Below are 18,406 nucleotides of genomic sequence, written 5' to 3' on the forward strand. Positions count from 1 at the left end.
GCCAAAATTAAAACGTAATGATAACTTTTCCTTTTGGACGCCCCGTCGCAACTAATTCCAGTGCTTCATTGATTTCAGCGATGGTAAACCGTTTCGGATGCAGAGCCGGAACGATCTGATTCGCTTCGACGATTGACGTGATTTCTTTTAACTGACCGCCGTCCGAACGGACGAAGATGAACCGGTATTCGACACCTTGTTTTTTTGCTGCCCGGTCATACCCGGCGCCAGCGAGTGAAAATAAGATCTGTTTCCAAAATGGAAATTTTCGGTCCTGTGCGAACCGTTTGTTTGGTCCTGTCCGCAGTGACAGTAACCGTCCGCCCTGTTTCAGGATGCTGAGTTCTTTTTTGAACTCACTTGGTCCGAGCGTATCGATGACATAATCGACATTCGTTAAAAGATCTTCATAGTTTTGCGTCGCGTAATCGAGGTATTGATCGGCACCGAGCTGCATCGTCCGCTCACGGGATTCGGCATTTCCGCTGACAATCACTTTCAGCCCGAGCGTTTTCGCAATCGGAACCGCCATTTGACCGAAACTGCCGGACCCGCCCGGGATAAAGACCGTTTTACCGGACCGGACGTTTAGTTCTTCGTGCAGTCCTTGATAAGCCGTCAGTCCGGTCAGTGCGACACCTGCTGCCTCTTCGTACGATACATTCTTCGGCATGATGGCAAGGGCTGCCGCATCGACGGCCGCATACTCGGCAATCGCTCCAATTTTTTCAATCGGCAGACGGCCGTAGACATCATCGCCGACGGAAAAGCCGTGCACCTGTTTCCCGACCTTTTCGACAACACCGGCCAGTTCGTTTCCGATTGTCAGCGGGAACGCGTAATCCTGGATGAGCTTGACGCTGCCCGTCATGATCAGCATCTCAAGCGGGTTGATGGCGGCTGCTTTCACCTTGATCAATACTTCATGATCTTGAATATCCGGAACAGGTACTTCGTTGACCTGTGCTTTGATGGTTTTGGAATAATTGATAATTTGAGCGGCTTTCATGAGATGTCCTCCTTTGTCTGTGCCGACAGATGCTTAAATTGCATCTGAATCCAGGAATAAGTTGACGTGTGCAGCAAACAGTTCCGGGAATTGGAACAAGTGACCATGACCTGAATCCGGATAAATGATCAGTTGGGCGTTCGGCATTTTTTCCGTCAGGATGTAACTGTTTTGGGTTGGAACCATGACGTCATCGACACCGTTCGTCACAAGAACCGGATGTTCAATCGTCCGTAACCAGTCGTAGTCTTCGTCCGGCTTCACCTGCGCCCATTTGGCGACGGACCGCATTTGTGCCTCTTTGACCTGATCCGAACTGTTAAACTGTTTCTGCGCAAAAATCCGTTCAAGCGACGCCATTCCGGCTGCCCGGCTCGTCTCCGTTGGTCCATAGAAGAAGAACATGAAATCGTTGATACCGTCTTCTTCCGTCCCGCCGTGCCGGTTCATCCGCTCAAAGATTTCGGGAGACGGATTGACACCTGCTTCCGGCGACGTTCCCGCCAAAATCATTTTCCGGACGAGATGCGGTGCTTGAATCGCGACCTCTTGTGCGACCATACCGCCGATTGAAAAACCAAGAATATCCACTTGGTCATGTCCGAGTGCCTGAATGAAGGCGATCGCGTCTTGTGCCATCTCGCTTACGCTGTCTGGTGTTTCTCCGTTCGTTTCACCGACCCCTTTGTTGTCGAACAGGATGACAGGACGGCTTGATGCGAGCGGTGTCAGTAATTGCGGATCCCAGTTTTCGATCGTTCCTCTGAAGTGGACGAACAGAACGAGCGGTGTTCCTTCCGTTTGTCCCATCGTCCGGTACGCGTAACGTGTTCCTGCTGCTTCGATAAATTGTGATTGTGTAGGTAGTTGAGTCGTAGTCATGATTATTTTCCTCCTTCAAACAGTAAAGTTTTTTAGAATGAACGTTCTAGAATGAGTAAAAAAAAGAAAGTCAGTCCAGCACTTTGAGTGCCAGAGCAATGATACTTTCTAATTCTTTTTGACTGTAGTTCGTTTTGATCAATACGCGCAGACCAATCAGATTGTTGTGCAGGAAACGTGCCGTCTCTTCCGGATCGATATCGCCCGACAGTTCTCCATTTTGCTGTCCGTGCCGGATCAACTCCTCGAACATGCCTTCCGTCCGGTTGAACATCGCCGTTACGAGCCGGTCGATTTCTTGATCAAGTAAGGACAGTTCGACTGCCGCATTGACCGACAGGCATCCTTTTGGATACTGTTCCGAAGAACGAAGGATGAACAGGAATACGTCACGAATCGCCGCGTGAACCGAAGCGTTTTGTCGAATGATCGTCTCCATCTCGTGCGTAATGAATTTTTCATATGCATCCAGAGACGCGAGGAACAATGAACGTTTGTCACCAAACGTGTCATAAATACTTCTCCGGTGGATACCCATGCGGTCGACTAAATCCTGCATCGATGTTTTTTCGTAGCCTTGCTCCCAAAACAACTCCATCGCTTTTCTTAAGACAACCGCTTCGTCAAACTCTTTACTTCTAGCCATGTCATTTCTCCTTCAATCGTTGCAAAACTATCATCGCTGTTTTTTAGAATGTTCGTTCTAAAAATGGTAAGTTGTTTTCTGATTACAAACCGATCATACCCTTTCTAGAACGATTAGTAAAGAATGAAGTTTTGTTTTTTTATAGAGAACAAAAGATGACTCCAACAGCTGCTGAAGTCACCTCTCATTTTGGATAGTTCCTTTTTAACCACTGTTGCTCGTCGTCAAGCATAACATTCCATTTTTTCGCGACGATCCAGTCAAATAACACCGGAATCGTCTTGTCGGATTGTCGATAGCGATTTAAAAAACGCAGTGCAACCAGGCCTTCGTCACTTTGAATCTGCCGCTTCCGCTTCAACATTATTTTCAGCCGTTTGATGACCGGCTGAATGGCGGATGCATCTCCGTGTTTCACAATTCCGAGCAAGGCATACGTTTTGACGTCGATTGACCGATCCTCCAAACCTTTTAAAAACAACGGCAGGAACGAATCGTCTCCAAGTTCACTGAGCGCATTGAGTGCCGAGTGCCGGACATCACCTTTCGGATGATCGAGGAGCGGTAACAGATACGGAATCACCCGCTTCGTTCCGATTGTTGCCAACACAAAATTTGCACTTGTGATTTCAAATGAATCAGTGGAGGTCGTAATAAATCGAATTAAAGCATCCTCTACTGCATCTCCCCGACAGACACGTAATGCCTCAATTGCCGAATTTCGAACAGCCGAACGAGGATCCTCGACATACTTGATGATAGCTGCCGCATCGTCCACCTGTTCCTGTTTCGCCAGTTCATCAAGGACTTTGACGATTAATGTCGGCTTTGTCTCTTGTGCCAGCCGTTCTAACAGTAGGTTAACAACAAGGACGTCGCCTGTATTCGTACCAATCGTGCCAAGCATAAAGTAGAAATACTGTTTCATTTCTAGTCGCTTCGTCTGTTCAAGCAGGTCCATTAACACAGGAAGCATTTGAACATCCTGAAAGCGCCGTGCTATTTCATACGCCAAGTCAGACGGCGAACCTTCACTCGTGGAATAACCTCGTTCTTCATCGTACACATATTCATCAATCGACATCTGTTCCGCTAATGCGATCAATTCATCCTTGTGCATCGGCAGTTCCTTCAGTTTCCGAAAAAATCTTGTACCAGTATAGTGTCAAATCAATGTTCGGATTAGCGGATTGTTTCAGCGTATCCACACCACCAAGGACAAATCCTTCTTTGACGTAAAAACGGCAGGCAATCAGATTATCGTTTTGTGCTTCAAGCGATAGGCCAATCAACGACTGTCCCTTCGCCCAGGTTTCTGCTGCTTCAAGCAATAAGTGACCGACACCGCTTTTCCGGAAATCCTTTTTGACAGCAATGTTTTCAATATAGGCAAAACGGTTCCAGTCTTTCACGAGACGGATTTGACCGATGCAAGTGTCTTCATGGAAAGCTAACAAGACGATTTTTTCACTGCTGTCGATATAAGCAGACCAATCCAATTTGTCATCCGGAAAGCGGATTTCAGATGGAGTATCATATAACTCTTCTTCGTAAGACCAGACGCCATCAGAAAATTCCGGGAGAATCTTTCCGATGATTAGGAAAGATTCGTTCGTGTCGTTAATAATATTTATGAATTGATTTTCTAAAGGCTTGATTATAATTCCTACATTGTCCTTCATAGATTTCTCCCCTTCTTGATGTACCTTAGTTTCATCTTTTTAACATAAATCTACATCGTATGTGTAATGCAAAATAGGAGTGCAGACTTGTGCGACGGAAACGTACACAGTTCTGCACTCCTTTTGCGAAAAAAGAAAAGGACTTGCCAGCACCCAAAAATTCATCCTAACGTTTAAGTTTCGAAACAAGAACGTTAAGGAGATGAAAGGAATGCTAACAATGTCCGAAATTAATTGTATGGATGGTCTGCAGTTAGTTGGACATAAACCTTAAGGTCAATTAGACTTAGGAAAATTATGAACAGCAGAGGAGATTTACCTTCATGAATAAACGGGAACGAAGAATTATTAGCGATTCATTCAAACAACAGATGGTCCAACTCCATCTGAACTTAAAATCACACGCTGATCATGGGACGAAAGTAAGTGTGATCAAGAATAATCGACATAAATACTCGGTATCAGCAATGTGCAGCGTCCTCCAATTATCTAGAAGTACGTTTTATTATGAATCCAGACAACGACCATCGGTCGACGATGTGACGAAAACCGCATGCAAGGGCAAGTGTTACGACGTGCAGACCGAGAAAAAAGTCGAGATGAAATTTTGTCAAAAACAAGTGAAGAATGTAAGAAAAAATAAATTAGAATAATCGACTGACATGCGGTTTCTTTAGGCACAATACGGACCTGACTTCCTACACATTTAGTGAGAAAATCAGGCTTATTTACATCCTACACTTAACTTTATATATTTTAGATATTAATTTAAAATTTGAAAATATGCACGTGGCAAATTAGTTATCTGACTAATAAAGTGTAATAATGTTTTCGCACCAATAATAAGATCGTCATAGTTAGCAAACATATCCTTTAGCTTTTCGTAATCGACATCATTTGAATGCAAATCATATTCCATTAGATAAAAGTCTAAGAATCTTAGCAAATCATAATATTGTAGTGGATTATTTGTTATTCTTGTAATCAAATCATAAAATGCATCAGTATACTTTGGTGGATTCAAATTAATCGAAGGTAATTCTGAAGGCGGTATAAATTCAGGAATTTGATTTTTCACCATGCTATACGCAACTCTAAATGCTGCGTTAAAAATTTCTTTTCTTTTTTTAGTCGATACATCTCCTGCAGCTAGTGATTCGAAAATTGTTTCGCGCTTTTCTCTTTCATTAAAGTAGTATAATTCTTTAGATATATTCAGTGTTGTGAGTAAGAATAAGCATACAAGTTCATTTATTGCCCATTTAATTGAATTAGATTGATCTAAAGGTATTGGAACATCCAACATTGGTGATAACTCTCGAATAGCAGTTACTATTTTTTTAATTCTTGAATAGTTATCTAGTAACCAGTAATCGGTTGAAATAAAATTATCTATTTTTTTATAAATGTCATTCGTAGGTACAGAAATTTTTGAGAAGATAGTACTTTGATTGTGTTGAGTATATGGGTTCCATGACCCATTCCAATCTTCCAAATGAATATTATAATATTCTTCTAGTTTAGGAATGATATTTAAATCAAGAACTTGTATTCCATATTTTCTTGCATATTGCTTTGTTTCGGTACGTACTTTATTTTTTACAAACAACACATTATTTATGTCAAATGTTGTCATAATCCCTTTTATCCATGAAATTCTTTCATGACTTTTTGCATTACCAGATTTACAATCTGCCCATAGGGTTTTACTCGTAAAATCTTTATGGATATAAATTCCATACACATCTAAATCAGTGACCCTTACCGCCGTTTCATCTTGAGATGTTTTTAATATTACGTTGATCCTCGGATAATAGCCCATATAAAACATCAATCGTTTTAATCTGTATTCTAAAAGAGTACCTTTGGGAACAGCAGTTCTTTGTCCAGTATTTTCTTTGCTCTTTGTTTTAATTTCTTGTTTTTCTTTTTGAACTGTTTCCAGACTTTGAGTTTTTTTTGATTTATTTATTTCTGATAGCTCTATTTTTTCTTTACCTTCATTTCTTTCATTGTTCAAAGAATTTCATCCTCTCTTTTACAGCAACTCTCCTCTGAGTAATCTAACAGCATGTTCTTCAACTTCTTGAATATGCTCAGGTGATTCACCTAGTCTGATTCTGGACTCTTCAGGGGTTAAAAAAGCGCTAGTATCAATCATTGAACTAAAATCAGTAATGTCTGTATCTACTTGTAAACTATAATTTGGACTTTTTATTATTTTTAATGCTTCTTCAGCAACATCTTTTCGTATTAATTCTAAACATGAACCTGTTCGATGTCCTTTAGTCTTAGTTACAACTCTCACAATTCCTTTCTTCTCTAATAAAGTATAGTCTGTTGCATTAGCATCATGAGGACCAATATCTCCTGATTCAATAAATTTCGTTAAGAATTTTTCGGGATTGTTAATTGTAGTATACTGAGTGTAGTTTTCTCCAAATCTAATCGAAGCTAAAAGAAGTTTAACATCATCTAAAATATCGTCATTGTATAAATTTTCTCCTACTAGCTTAGAACTAAAACCGAAATCTTTTTGAATACCTCTAGTTGAAATTATTGTAGTCGGATTGATCATACCAACTTTTTTAGCTAAATTTAGCAGGTCGATATGTTGAATCGGTATTTGATCAAGAGGAAAACCTTGAGTACCTTGTACTATTTCAATAATTTCTTTTAAGTTTTGTCTATTATCAATTTCTAATTTAGATATTGCATGTGCTATTTTCTGACTATTTTCTCCCCATACATATTCATTACTAATAATACGTTCTTCACTTCTAGATTTTTCGAACATTTGAATTAACTTAAACTGTTTTTGTAGAGCATACGATAGTGAAATTTTTTCTTCTGGATATCCTTTTTGTATTAACAATTGAGTAAGTTCACTTTGTAAATAAGGTATTTTCTTTGTTTCATCCATAGTTTCGACAGTAACACGTTCGAGTTCGTTGGGTGAAAGATTTTCAAAAAGCTGACCAGATATCTCTAGTACTTTTGAATTTGTAAAAACATATTCTGCTAGTCCAGTTATTTTTCCTGTAGAATCGCGAATTAACTCTATTTGTTGATCTGATGCGTTTTCGAGAGTCGGCAGTATAATTAGCTCTAATTCTAAGTTACTACTTATTCCAACAGTACTTGCCATTTGCCTTAATTTATTCATATTTTCAATTGCTCCGTTGCCTCTAATCACACCTAAAAATCTCCCAGCTTTTCCAACTGTGTTCATAGTTCCAAAATTATTTAAACCTGCACTATCAATTTGAAACTGCTTTAAATGCTTTTGAGTTGCAATAGACCAATATCCTGCTTTTACTTTTTCATTTATCATAATTATCCCCATTCTTCATTCAGTATATTTTTTACTATTTATGTATATAATAAATCTTTACAAATTAAATAAAAGCAAATATTCAAAAATAAGGATAATTAAATCAAATTAAAATAATTTTACTATTAATATATACGTATAAAAAGGCTTTTCGGAAGTAAACTAACTTCCGAAAAGCCTTTAAAACATTGATTTTACATCATTTACATCATTCCGCCCATTCCACCCATGCCGCCCATATCAGGCATTGCAGGTGCGCCGGCTGGTTCTGGTTTGTCGGCAATGACGGCTTCTGTCGTCAAGAACATCGCTGAAACAGATGCTGCGTTTTGAAGTGCTGAACGCGTCACTTTCGCCGGGTCGACGATTCCAGCTTCGATCATGTCCACATACTCGTTTGTCGCGGCGTTGTAACCCATGCCTTGTGCTTCATGCTTGAGACGCTCGACGATGACCGAACCTTCTTGACCGGCGTTTTCCGCGATTTGGCGGAGCGGTGCTTCGAGTGCGCGAAGGACGATGTTGACACCTGTTGCTTCGTCACCTGTTGTGACGGCAAGGATCGATTCAACGGCTTTCGTGACGTGGATGAAGGCAGTTCCTCCACCGGCAACGATTCCTTCTTCAACGGCTGCACGTGTCGCGTTGAGTGCATCTTCGATCCGGAGCTTCCGTTCTTTCAGTTCCGTTTCTGTTGCTGCGCCGACTTTGACGACGGCTACGCCGCCTGCGAGTTTCGCAAGACGCTCTTGCAGTTTTTCACGATCGAAGTCGCTTGTCGTTTCTTCGATTTGCGAACGGATGGCTCCGACACGCGCTGTGATTGAATCACTGTGTCCGTTACCTTCGACGATTGTCGTGTTGTCTTTTGAGACGACGACTTTCGACGCGCGGCCGAGTTGCGTAATTTGTGTTTCTTTGAGATCAAGACCAAGTTCTTCTGTGATCAATTCTGCGCCTGTGACAATCGAGATGTCTTCGAGCATCGCTTTACGACGGTCTCCGAAACCAGGTGCTTTAACGGCAACAGCGTTGAACGTTCCACGGAGTTTGTTGACGACGAGTGTCGCGAGTGCTTCGCCTTCGACGTCTTCCGCGATGATCAAGAGTGGTTTGTTTTGTTGGACGACTTGCTCAAGGACCGGCAGGATTTCCTGGATGTTCGAAATCTTTTTGTCCGTGATCAAGATGTACGGGTTCTCAAGGACCGCTTCCATCTTATCGGAATCCGTGATCATGTACGGTGATGCATATCCACGATCGAACTGCATCCCTTCGACGACATCAAGTTCCGTCGTGAAGCCGCGTGATTCTTCGATTGTGATAACGCCGTCCTGACCAACACGTTCCATTGCTTCCGCGATCAATTGACCGACTTCTTCGTCGGCTGCTGAAATCGCCGCTACTTGAGCGATTGCTTCTTTGCCTTCAATCGGTTTTGCGATTGCGTGCAGTTCTTCAACGGCACGACGGACTGCTTTTTCGATCCCTTTACGAATGACCATCGGGTTAGCACCTGCAGTGACGTTTTTGAGTCCTTCGCGGATCATCGCTTGTGCGAGGACTGTCGCTGTTGTCGTACCATCCCCTGCGATTTCATTCGTTTTTGATGCGACTTCTGCCACAAGCTTCGCGCCCATGTTTTCGAAGTGGTCTTCGAGTTCGATTTCTTTTGCAATCGTCACACCATCATTCGTGATGAGTGGTGAACCGAATTTACGTTCGAGGACGACGTTACGTCCTTTTGGTCCGATCGTCACTTTAACTGCGTCCGCTAATGCGTCTACTCCGCGAAGCATCGCCCGGCGTGCTTCTTCACTGAATAAGATATCTTTTGCCATGACTGAAATCCCCCTTTGATTAGTTTGCTACTGCTAAAATATCGCTTTCGCGTAAGATTAAGTATTCGTTGCCATCGACTTTCACTTCTGACCCTGCGTATTGCGCATAGATGACATGGTCCCCGACATTCACTTCAAGTGGTACACGGACACCTTGTTCCGTCACACGGCCTGTACCGACAGCGACGACTTTACCCTCTTGCGGCTTTTCTTTCGCTGACCCAGGAAGAACGATTCCTCCGAGGGTTGTTTCTTCTTTTTTAACGACTTCGATCACGATGCGATCACCAAGTGGTTTTAACATGCGAAACATCCTCCTTGAACATGACTGTTTTTTAGCACTCACTTAATTGGAGTGCTAACATATTTTTATCTTAAACGGTTTTCAATTGGAATTCAAGCCCGAACCCTTATGCGTTTTCCCGAAATCGCCATCTTTGAACCATCCCCATTCGTGCGCCCGGTCGGTTTGTTTGTTACAATCGGGACAGTACCTTCATTACAAAGGAGTTGTGTCCCGAACAATGAAAAATTCCGTCAATCTGCCGTTTAACATGGCTGAGAAGTGGCAAATCCGTCACGTCATTCCAATCGTGATTTATTTAATCGTGCAACTTGTCCCGGCAACCTTCCCAAGTTTCCTCTCCAAAAGTCAGATTCCGAGCGTTCTCGGCTGGTGGCTCGCGATTGGTTTTACTTTAGCCGTCATCGTTTCCTTCTATTGTTTACGTCCCGATTGGCAGAAGTGGAAAGCTGAAGGCAAGCAGACCGATACGATGGATACGTTAAAGTGGATCGGGATCGGAATCGTCTTGTTGTATGTCTCGCTGATCAGTGTCAATCTGGTGGATGCTTGGCTGTCCGGTGGTATCGAGAACATTGCGAAATCACAGAATACGGATGAAATCATGAAAGCCATTCAGGTCATTCCGATTCTTCAGGTCATGGTCGTCCTGCTTGGTCCGATCATGGAGGAGTTTTTATTCCGTCATATCATGTTCGGAAACCTCTCGACTAAACTGAACTTCATCTTCAGCTTCGTTCTCAGCGGTGTCATCTTCGGTCTGATTCACGGAGATAATAAATTTTTGATTTACGTCGCGATGAGCTTCGTCTTCTCACTCGTCTTCGTCAAGACCCGCCGCATCATCGCACCGATCGCCATTCACGTCTTTAATAACGGCATCGTCGTGCTTGCCCTCTATGCAACGACTTAATTAACGAAAGGTAGTGTTTTCATGCGACAAGGTTCAAACTTCATGGCATTGTTTTATGCCATCTTCGGTATTCTGTTCATGTACCTCGCTTATACCAACTCGATTGAGGCCGGAACAGTTTTTAATTTCTGGACGATTCTCTTAACACTGTTCGCAGCCGTCGACTTTTATCGTCTTTACCTCATCTTCCGCTTCCGGATGGCAGCCAAGAAGATGATCAAAAAAGAACAGGAAAAAAAGAACGACAAGAAATAATGCAAAATGAGATCTCCGGATTTACTCGGTGATCTCATTTTGTATTTTCGTTCACTTTTTCTGATCTTTTCGATAAGAATCGATAATGACTTTCGCGATATCAAGATTTAGCCGTTCATCCAAAACAAGGTTCTTGATCATATTAATGAACTCGACGTCCTCTTGTTGCACAGACTCGATTCGTTCAATCAACTGGTTTAACTTTGTCCGAACGGTCGGATAGGATACTTGATAAGAAGATGCCATATCTTTTAGCGATCCAGAGTTCAAAACGAATTTCCGGATAAATTCGAGATGTTCTTGTTCTAAAGCCAGTACCCACGCGGGCACATCTTGTCGTTCCATCATTTTCCCTCACTTCTCTTTTACAAATCTTGAATATCGAGACGATCTTTTTCGCGCTGCAGTTTTTTCTTCCGTGAGTTGTTTCCCTCCACCGACATACTGACTAGGATTGACGTCAGCATGAGCGTGCCGATCCGAATCAATGATTCACGGTCATCGGAATGCTCTCCTGTATAAAAGTATATGTATGCTCCTGCCACTAAGACAAGTACGGGAAGAATCACCCCGAGTATATTACTTTTTCTTGAAAGGTAAAACTGTCCCCCAAATAATCCAATTGTGATCAGTAAAGAAATAAATGTTCCCACTTGTTTTCCTCCTTTTGTTGTCTACTAGTCGTTCTATATTAATAATATTAACTTTTAACTAAACATTATTCAATTTATTTTTAATATTCATGAAAAATTGGTTTCTTTATTTATAAATATAGTGCTTTTATATATTTTGACGATCTGAGATTCAACTGCTTCAGAGCAGGTGTCGTGTGTTCACCGTCCGACTTCTGCGGGAAAAGGAAGCTCCGCTTCCGTCAGGAACAGGTGAGACCCTGTCGTCAAAGACGACAGCGGCTTGCGTTCCGCCCGAGAAAAGCGGGCGTGACAAACATGACACCACAGGAATACAAAAAAAGACCAGATGACGATTCATCTGGTCTGCTGCATTACCTATTATGCACTCTTGATTTTATCCTGCTTGCCTTCCGTCGACATGTACTCATCGAGCTGGTCGGAATCCAGAACACCTTCCCACTTCGCAATGACGAGTGAAGCAAGCGTGTTCCCTGTTACGTTAACGACAGAACGCATCATGTCCATGATCCGGTCGATCCCGGCGATGAAGGCAAGACCTTCAGGCGGAATGCCGACCGTTCCGAGTGTCGCGAGTAATACTACAAACGAAACGCCCGGTACAGCAGCCATCCCTTTTGATGTCAACATCAGGACGAAGACAAGCGTCAACTGCGTGCCGATCGATAAATCAATGTTGTACATCTGCGCGATGAACAAGGCCGCCATCGCTTGGTACAGTGCTGATCCATCGAGGTTAAACGAGTAACCCGTCGGAACGACGAAACTGACAATCGACTTTGGAACACCCATTTTTTCGAGTTTTTCCATGACACGCGGTAACACCGTTTCCGACGATGCCGTCGAATAGGTGAGGAGTAATTCATCTTTGAAGACACGGACGAAATCCGAGACACGAACCCCGACCCATTTCATGATTGATCCGAAGACGATGACCATGAAAAGAAGCGCCGTGACATATAATGTTCCAATCAATTTAAAGAGCGATCCGAGTGATTCGATTCCGAACGTCGAGACCGTAACACCAATCAATGCGAAGACACCGATCGGAGCGAACTTCATGACGATGTTAACCAGGTTGAACATTGCCGCCGCGACCCCTTCGAAGAAGCGGACGACCGGTAAACCTTTTTCGCCCGCGAAGCCGACACCGAGTCCGAACAGAACCGAGAAGAAGATGATGGCCAGCATATCGCCACGCACCATCGCATCCAGGATGTTCGTCGGAACGATATTAACGATTTTCTCGACAAGACCTTGATCTTTCGTCGTTTCTTCCGTTGCGACGTACGTTGAGATGTCTGTCTTTTCGAGCGTCGCCATATTGATACCGGCTCCCGGTTCAACAAGGTTTGCTGCGAATAATCCGGTAAAGATCGCAATCATCGTAACGATTGTAAAGTAACCGAGCGTCTTCGCGCCGAGGCGTCCAAGACTTTTTGGACTTCCGACTGACGAGACACCGAGCACGATGGTTGTAAAGACGATTGGGACGACGATCATTTTCATCATCCGGATAAAGATATCACCGATTGGCTTCAGCCACTCCGCGACATGTGGATTCCCGTAAAAGATACCACCGACGGTAATCCCGAGAATCAATCCGATTAAAATCTGCCAAGCCAAACCAAGTGGCTTACGTTTCGTTGCTGCCATAATCTGCCTCCTTAATTTCACACATTTAAAAACACATAAGAGCATTTTGTCCTAAATACAGATAGATGTCAAATCGTTCTGTATTAGTACAGAATGGACAAAAACGTGCTCCTACTGCCGAAAAGGCTGTAGAAACACGTTTTTGCTCTGTCTGTTAACGATTTTGATTGACCATTTCCTGAATCAGTTCCCGATTCCGCTTTTTAAAGACTTCATTATGGGACGACACCATCGCGACTTTCGGTGCTTCCGGTTCGATAAACTTCTTCGCCCGGTTGACAGCATTCGCCGCGTCCTGGAAGGCACCGGAGATGAGATGAACTTTTCCATCATGCGACAGGATATCACCTGCTGCGTAAAGGCCGGGCACACTCGATTCACTGGATGATGTTCCGGCGATGTAAAAATCGTCGACCTGTTGCAACTCAAGATCGCAGTTCGCCAGCAACTCAGCATCCTGCTCATAGCCATGGTTGATGATGACTTCGTCAATCTCAAGCGCCACCGTCTCGCTTGTTGCACAATCAATCAGTTCGACCGAGGCGATCCGGTGATGGTCGTCACTCGCAACCAGCTTATGGATTGTCGTATTGAGCAGACAAACGGCGGAACTGTTGACGAGCTGTTCGACTTGCGCCTCGTGCCCTGTAAAGCAGTCTTTCCGGTACGTGACGTAAACTTTTTTCGCGACCGGTTCGAGCTCGTTCGCCCAATCGATTGCCGAGTTACCGCCGCCGGAAATAATGACGGTTTTATCCTTAAACCGTTCAATCGATTTGACGGTGTAGTTCAAGTTCGACACTTCATAGCGTTCCGCACCTTCGATTTTCAGCTTCTGCGGGTTAAGGATCCCGCCTCCGACGGCAACGATGACCGTCTTCGAATAGTGTACCGTTCCCGATTCCGCCTCTAGCACGAAGTTACCGAACACATCTTTCGTGATCGAGATGATTTTTTCATTCAGATGAACGGTCGGATTAAATGTCAGTCCTTGTTCGACCAGCTGTTCCATCAGCTTTGCACCGGTAATGGGTGGCTGACCCCCGACGTCCCAAATCATCTTCTCCGGATAGACGTGAATCTTTCCACCCAGTTCTGCCTGATATTCGATCAATTTCGTCTTCATTCCGCGTAGTCCACTATAGAAAGTAGAGTATAACCCGGCCGGGCCTCCACCAATTACCGTTACATCGAACAATTCCTGCTGTTCCATCTCGCTCACTCCCTCACGATTCGATACGACTGATTATCATTCTCATTTCCAATGATAACGTGAACATGTCTTGAAGACAAGAAAAAATGTTGACAGCGTTTTTATGGAACTGGTATGGTTAGTTGGACGATAGTGATAATCATTATCAATGAAAACAGTTTTAAACGAAAAGGAGTCTGTGCATATGGTACGTCTAGCAACAGAAGAAATCAGCATCGGTTACGGAGATCGTACCATCGTCAAAGACTTGACGGTTCAGATTCCCGATCGGCAAATCACGACGATCATCGGGGCGAACGGTTGCGGAAAATCAACGTTACTGAAGGCGATGACCCGGATCATCCCCCACCAATCGGGGCGTGCGTTACTCGACGGTCTCGATATCGCGAAGGAAAGTACAAAACTGCTTGCCCGGAAAATGGCTATCCTGCCACAGACACCGGAAAGCGCAAGTGGTCTGACGGTCGCAGAGCTTGTCTCATACGGTCGCTTTCCCTATCAGAAAGGATTCGGACGTCTGACGAAACATGATTACGAAATCATCGATTGGGCACTCGAAGCAACCGACACAATGGCATTCAAACATCGTCCGGTCGACGCTTTATCCGGCGGTCAACGGCAACGGGTCTGGATCGCGATGGCCCTTGCCCAGGAAACGGACATCATTTTTCTCGACGAACCGACCACCTATCTTGATCTCGCCCACCAGCTGGAAGTCCTCGAGCTGCTGGAACAGCTCAACCGGACGCAAGGCCGGACCATCGTGATGGTGTTACACGATTTGAATCAAGCGGCACGTTTCGCCGACTACATCATCGCCATGAAAGACGGTGAAGTCGTTAAAGCCGGAACGTGTGAGGAAGTCATCTCAAAAGACGTCCTGAAAGATGTATTCCATATCGATGCCGAAATCGGTCGTGATCCGCGCACGAATAAACCGATGTGCGTCACCTATAACTTAATTAAGGGAGATTGAATTCATGAAAAAACTGCTATTACCGGTTCTTTTATTGTTGACGCTTGTGATTGCCGCCTGTGGCAACACGGAGAAAAAAGAAGAGACATCGTCCGCTGATACAAAAAAAGAAACGATTACCTATAAATCCGAAAACGGAGACGTCGAAGTACCGGCGAATCCGAAACGTGTCGTCGTCCTCGCCGGTTTTGCCGGAAACGTCATGGCGCTCGACGTCCCGCTCGTCGGTGTCGACTCATGGTCTAAATCAAATCCGAAGTTTGATCTGAAAAACGTCAAAGAAGTTTCAGAAGAAAACGTCGAAAAAGTCATCGAACTCAATCCGGATCTCATCATCGGTTACAACACGACAAAAAACATCGACAAATTCAAAAAAATCGCACCGACCGTCACATACACATACGGAAAAGTCGACTATTTGACGCAACACATCGAAATCGGTAAATTGCTCAACAAAGAGCAGGAAGCACGCGACTGGGTCAAAGACTTCAAAACACGTGCTGCGGACGCCGGAAAAGAAATCAAAGCCAAAATCGGTGAAGACAAAACGGTTTCCGTCATCGAAAGCTTCGACAAACAGCTCTACGTCTTCGGCGACAACTGGGGCCGCGGTACAGAAATCCTCTACCAAGAGATGAAATTGAAAATGCCTAAAAAAGTCACGGAGATGGCGTTAAAAGATGGCTATTACGCGTTATCACCTGAAGTTCTGCCGGAATATGCAGGCGACTATCTGATCTTCAGCAAAACAGCGGAAGCAGATAACTCGTTCACAAAAACGGACACGTACAAAAACATCCCTGCCGTTAAAAACAACCACGTCTTCGAAGTTGATTCAAAAGAGTTCTACTTCAACGATCCACTCACACTGGAACGTCAACTGGAGTTCTTCAAGAAAAATTTCCTTGGCGCGTAACGTATACTAAAGGAGGGAGCCTCATCGCTCCCTCCTTTTTTGGATTCATACCAACTGGAGGCGATATCCGTGTCATCCGCTCGACTGCCTTTTGGCTTAAAAATTTCATTCGGACTCATTCTGTTCGTCATCATGTTTTGGCTATCGATGACGTTTGGTGCGGCTGATACGACGATCCGCGAAGTCTGGAACGCCTTGACGTTTGGTCCGCTCAACGATAAAGCAAAAATCATTCAGGAAATCCGGCTGCCGCGTGAACTGGCAGCGATTCTCGTCGGGGCCGCCCTCGGCATCTCCGGGGCGATCATGCAGGCGATGACCCGCAATCCGCTCGCTGACCCCGGTCTGCTCGGTTTAACAGCCGGTGCCAATGCGGCGCTTGCCCTGGCACTCGTCTTCATTCCCGGTATCAACTACTACGGCATCATGCTCGCCTGTTTCCTCGGGGCAGCCCTTGGCGCTGCACTCGTCTTCGGCATCGGTGCTTCCCGAAAAGGCGGCTTTTCGCCGCTTCGGATCGTCCTTGCCGGCTCCGCGATTTCCGCCTTCCTGTATGCGATCGCGGAAGGAATCGGCATCTATTTTAAAATTGCTCAGGACGTCTCCCAGTGGACGTCAGGCGGTCTCGTCGGGACGACATGGGGACAGCTTCAAGCGATCACGCCGGTCATCGTCATCGGTACATTGATTGCACTGATTTTCTCACGGCAGTTGACGATTCTCAGCCTGTCGGAAGAAGTCGCACTTGGTCTTGGTCAAAACATCATCCGGATCAAAGCCGTGTTGTACGTCGTCGTCATCCTCCTGGCCGGTGCCGCCGTCGCGTTGGTCGGGAACATGGCCTTCATCGGTCTGATGATTCCGCATATCGTCCGCGCCATCGTCGGAACCGATTACCGGTATATTCTGCCGATGACCGCTGTGTTCGGAGCGACGTTCATGCTGCTTGCCGATACAATTGGCCGAACGCTGTTTGCACCGTACGAGACACCGGTCATTGCGATCGTTTCGATGCTCGGACTGCCGTTCTTTTTATTGATCGTCCGTAAAGGAGGTCACGTTTTCTCATGATGGAAACTCGTTTACGTCGCCGTCAACGCTTGATCTTTTTACTGTTAAGCCTGTTATTGCTCGGTACGATTGTCGTCGGTATCGGTCTTGGTCCGGCTTCTCTCTCTTACGATCGCCTTTTGCCGACCCTGCTCGGACAAGGCTCGTTCAAAGAAGACTTTGTTTTATTTTCACTCCGTCTGCCGCGGATTGTCATCACGCTGCTCGCCGGGATGGCGCTCGCCTTGTCCGGTTCGATCCTCCAAGGCATCACACGCAACGAACTGGCGGATCCCGGTATCATCGGAATTAATACAGGAGCCGGGGTCGCCGTCGCCATCTTCTTCCTCTACTTCCCGGTGGATGTCGGCTCATTCATCTACGGCTTACCGGTTGCGGCATTCTTAGGTGCTTTAGTGACCGCTGTCGCAATTTACGCACTCTCGTACGACCGGAATCGCGGCTTACAACCGATCCGGTTGATTTTGACCGGTGTCGGTTTCTCGATGGCCTTGTCCGGCATCATGGTCATTCTGATTTCTTCAACGAAACGTGAAAAGGTCGATTTCATCGCCAAATGGCTGGCCGGTAACATCTGGGGAACGGACTGGACGTTTGTTTATGCCTTACTGCCGTGGCTGATCGTCCTGATTCCGTTTACACTGTACAAAGCAAATAAGCTCAACCTGCTCGCCTTAAACGAACCGGTTGCGATCGGCGTCGGCGTCTCGATTGAAAAGGAACGGATTCAACTGTTGCTGACGGCCGTTGCCTTAGCTGCGTCCGCCGTTTCTGTTACCGGCGGGATTTCCTTCATCGGTTTGATGGCGCCGCACATCGCCCGGGCGCTCGTCGGTCCCCGTCATCAATGGTTCCTGCCGATTGCACTGTTGATCGGCGGCTGGCTGCTTGTCTTGGCGGATACGATCGGACGCAACATTGCCGGTCCGGATGGTGTGCCTGCCGGAATCGTCGTTGCCCTGATCGGTGCTCCGTACTTTATCTATCTGCTGCTGAAAAAGTAACGACAACAAAAAAACGAGGTCCGGATATTTACTCCGCTCCTCGTTTTTTGT

19 protein-coding genes and 1 pseudogene are annotated in these 18,406 nt (G+C 45.1%); 7 read left to right on the top strand and 13 right to left on the bottom strand.

Annotated elements, in window-relative coordinates:
- Window positions 1-7 precede the first annotated feature (7 nt).
- The 5 genes from N7U64_RS07385 to N7U64_RS07405 form a co-directional block, all read right to left on the bottom strand.
- The gene (locus N7U64_RS07385; RefSeq protein WP_318929099.1) at window positions 8-1,009 is read right to left on the bottom strand and encodes an NADP-dependent oxidoreductase; all 1,002 of its coding nucleotides are present in this window, start codon (window positions 1,007-1,009) and stop codon (window positions 8-10) included.
- A 33-nt stretch (window positions 1,010-1,042) separates the two neighbouring features.
- The gene (locus N7U64_RS07390) at window positions 1,043-1,891 is read right to left on the bottom strand and encodes an alpha/beta hydrolase (RefSeq protein WP_318929101.1); all 849 of its coding nucleotides are present in this window, start codon (window positions 1,889-1,891) and stop codon (window positions 1,043-1,045) included.
- A gap of 70 nt (window positions 1,892-1,961) precedes the next feature.
- Window positions 1,962-2,537 (bottom strand): TetR/AcrR family transcriptional regulator, encoded by a 576-nt coding sequence (locus N7U64_RS07395; RefSeq protein WP_318929102.1) that lies wholly within the window; start codon window positions 2,535-2,537, stop codon window positions 1,962-1,964.
- Between the two features lie 184 nt (window positions 2,538-2,721).
- Complete coding sequence (locus N7U64_RS07400) at window positions 2,722-3,657, bottom strand: HEAT repeat domain-containing protein (protein WP_318929104.1); 936 nt, start codon at window positions 3,655-3,657, stop codon at window positions 2,722-2,724.
- Window positions 3,644-4,219 (bottom strand): GNAT family N-acetyltransferase, encoded by a 576-nt coding sequence (locus N7U64_RS07405; RefSeq protein ID WP_318929105.1) that lies wholly within the window; start codon window positions 4,217-4,219, stop codon window positions 3,644-3,646. The genes N7U64_RS07400 and N7U64_RS07405 overlap by 14 nt, the downstream gene beginning before the upstream one ends.
- A 398-nt stretch (window positions 4,220-4,617) precedes the next feature.
- On the opposite strand from N7U64_RS07405, the pseudogene N7U64_RS07410 reads away from it, so the two are divergent.
- A pseudogene (locus N7U64_RS07410) lies at window positions 4,618-4,743 on the top strand (IS3 family transposase); the annotation flags it as partial.
- Window positions 4,744-4,982: 239 nt separating this feature from the next.
- On the opposite strand, the gene N7U64_RS07415 reads toward N7U64_RS07410, so the two are convergent.
- The 4 genes from N7U64_RS07415 to groES form a co-directional block, all read right to left on the bottom strand.
- Window positions 4,983-6,239, bottom strand: coding sequence for a hypothetical protein (locus N7U64_RS07415; protein WP_318929106.1), 1,257 nt, complete (start codon window positions 6,237-6,239; stop codon window positions 4,983-4,985).
- Window positions 6,240-6,257: 18 nt separating this feature from the next.
- On the bottom strand, window positions 6,258-7,553 hold the full coding sequence (locus tag N7U64_RS07420; RefSeq protein WP_318929107.1) for a hypothetical protein: 1,296 nt from the start codon (window positions 7,551-7,553) through the stop codon (window positions 6,258-6,260).
- Between the two features lie 203 nt (window positions 7,554-7,756).
- A complete protein-coding gene (groL, locus tag N7U64_RS07425) occupies window positions 7,757-9,394 on the bottom strand; it encodes a chaperonin GroEL (RefSeq protein WP_318929108.1) in 1,638 nt (545 codons plus the stop codon).
- Between the two features lie 19 nt (window positions 9,395-9,413).
- Window positions 9,414-9,698, bottom strand: a complete 285-nt coding sequence (gene groES, locus N7U64_RS07430; RefSeq protein WP_012371631.1) for a co-chaperone GroES — start codon at window positions 9,696-9,698, stop codon at window positions 9,414-9,416.
- A 220-nt stretch (window positions 9,699-9,918) separates the two neighbouring features.
- Here groES and N7U64_RS07435 point away from each other — a divergent pair, with 220 nt between their 5' ends.
- Entirely contained in the window at window positions 9,919-10,611 is a 693-nt protein-coding gene (locus N7U64_RS07435) for a type II CAAX endopeptidase family protein (RefSeq protein WP_318929111.1), read from the top strand.
- Window positions 10,612-10,632: 21 nt separating this feature from the next.
- Window positions 10,633-10,866: a DUF4305 domain-containing protein gene (locus N7U64_RS07440; RefSeq protein WP_318929113.1), complete on the top strand. Its 234-nt coding sequence runs from the start codon at window positions 10,633-10,635 to the stop codon at window positions 10,864-10,866.
- A 51-nt stretch (window positions 10,867-10,917) separates the two neighbouring features.
- Here N7U64_RS07440 and N7U64_RS07445 read toward each other — a convergent pair whose 3' ends face one another.
- From N7U64_RS07445 to N7U64_RS07460, 4 genes are all read right to left on the bottom strand, one after another.
- On the bottom strand, window positions 10,918-11,211 hold the full coding sequence (locus N7U64_RS07445) for a DUF2089 family protein (RefSeq protein ID WP_114597266.1): 294 nt from the start codon (window positions 11,209-11,211) through the stop codon (window positions 10,918-10,920).
- 20 nt (window positions 11,212-11,231) lie between these two features.
- Complete coding sequence (locus tag N7U64_RS07450; RefSeq protein WP_290828520.1) at window positions 11,232-11,519, bottom strand: hypothetical protein; 288 nt, start codon at window positions 11,517-11,519, stop codon at window positions 11,232-11,234.
- A gap of 360 nt (window positions 11,520-11,879) precedes the next feature.
- Entirely contained in the window at window positions 11,880-13,175 is a 1,296-nt protein-coding gene (locus tag N7U64_RS07455; protein ID WP_318929115.1) for a cation:dicarboxylate symporter family transporter, read from the bottom strand.
- Window positions 13,176-13,329: 154 nt separating this feature from the next.
- Window positions 13,330-14,388 (bottom strand): NAD(P)/FAD-dependent oxidoreductase, encoded by a 1,059-nt coding sequence (locus N7U64_RS07460; RefSeq protein WP_318929117.1) that lies wholly within the window; start codon window positions 14,386-14,388, stop codon window positions 13,330-13,332.
- Window positions 14,389-14,572: 184 nt separating this feature from the next.
- On the opposite strand from N7U64_RS07460, the gene N7U64_RS07465 reads away from it, so the two are divergent.
- From N7U64_RS07465 to N7U64_RS07480, 4 genes are all read left to right on the top strand, one after another.
- Window positions 14,573-15,364, top strand: a complete 792-nt coding sequence (locus N7U64_RS07465; protein ID WP_012371636.1) for an ABC transporter ATP-binding protein — start codon at window positions 14,573-14,575, stop codon at window positions 15,362-15,364.
- 4 nt (window positions 15,365-15,368) lie between these two features.
- Window positions 15,369-16,280: an iron-hydroxamate ABC transporter substrate-binding protein gene (locus N7U64_RS07470; RefSeq protein WP_026827270.1), complete on the top strand. Its 912-nt coding sequence runs from the start codon at window positions 15,369-15,371 to the stop codon at window positions 16,278-16,280.
- 69 nt (window positions 16,281-16,349) lie between these two features.
- The gene (locus tag N7U64_RS07475; protein WP_413230426.1) at window positions 16,350-17,351 is read left to right on the top strand and encodes a FecCD family ABC transporter permease; all 1,002 of its coding nucleotides are present in this window, start codon (window positions 16,350-16,352) and stop codon (window positions 17,349-17,351) included.
- The gene (locus N7U64_RS07480) at window positions 17,348-18,355 is read left to right on the top strand and encodes an iron ABC transporter permease (RefSeq protein WP_318929118.1); all 1,008 of its coding nucleotides are present in this window, start codon (window positions 17,348-17,350) and stop codon (window positions 18,353-18,355) included. The genes N7U64_RS07475 and N7U64_RS07480 overlap by 4 nt, the downstream gene beginning before the upstream one ends.
- Window positions 18,356-18,406 lie beyond the last annotated feature (51 nt).

Source organism: Exiguobacterium sp. K1 (assembly GCF_033721435.1).
Taxonomy (GTDB): domain Bacteria; phylum Bacillota; class Bacilli; order Exiguobacteriales; family Exiguobacteriaceae; genus Exiguobacterium_A; species Exiguobacterium_A artemiae.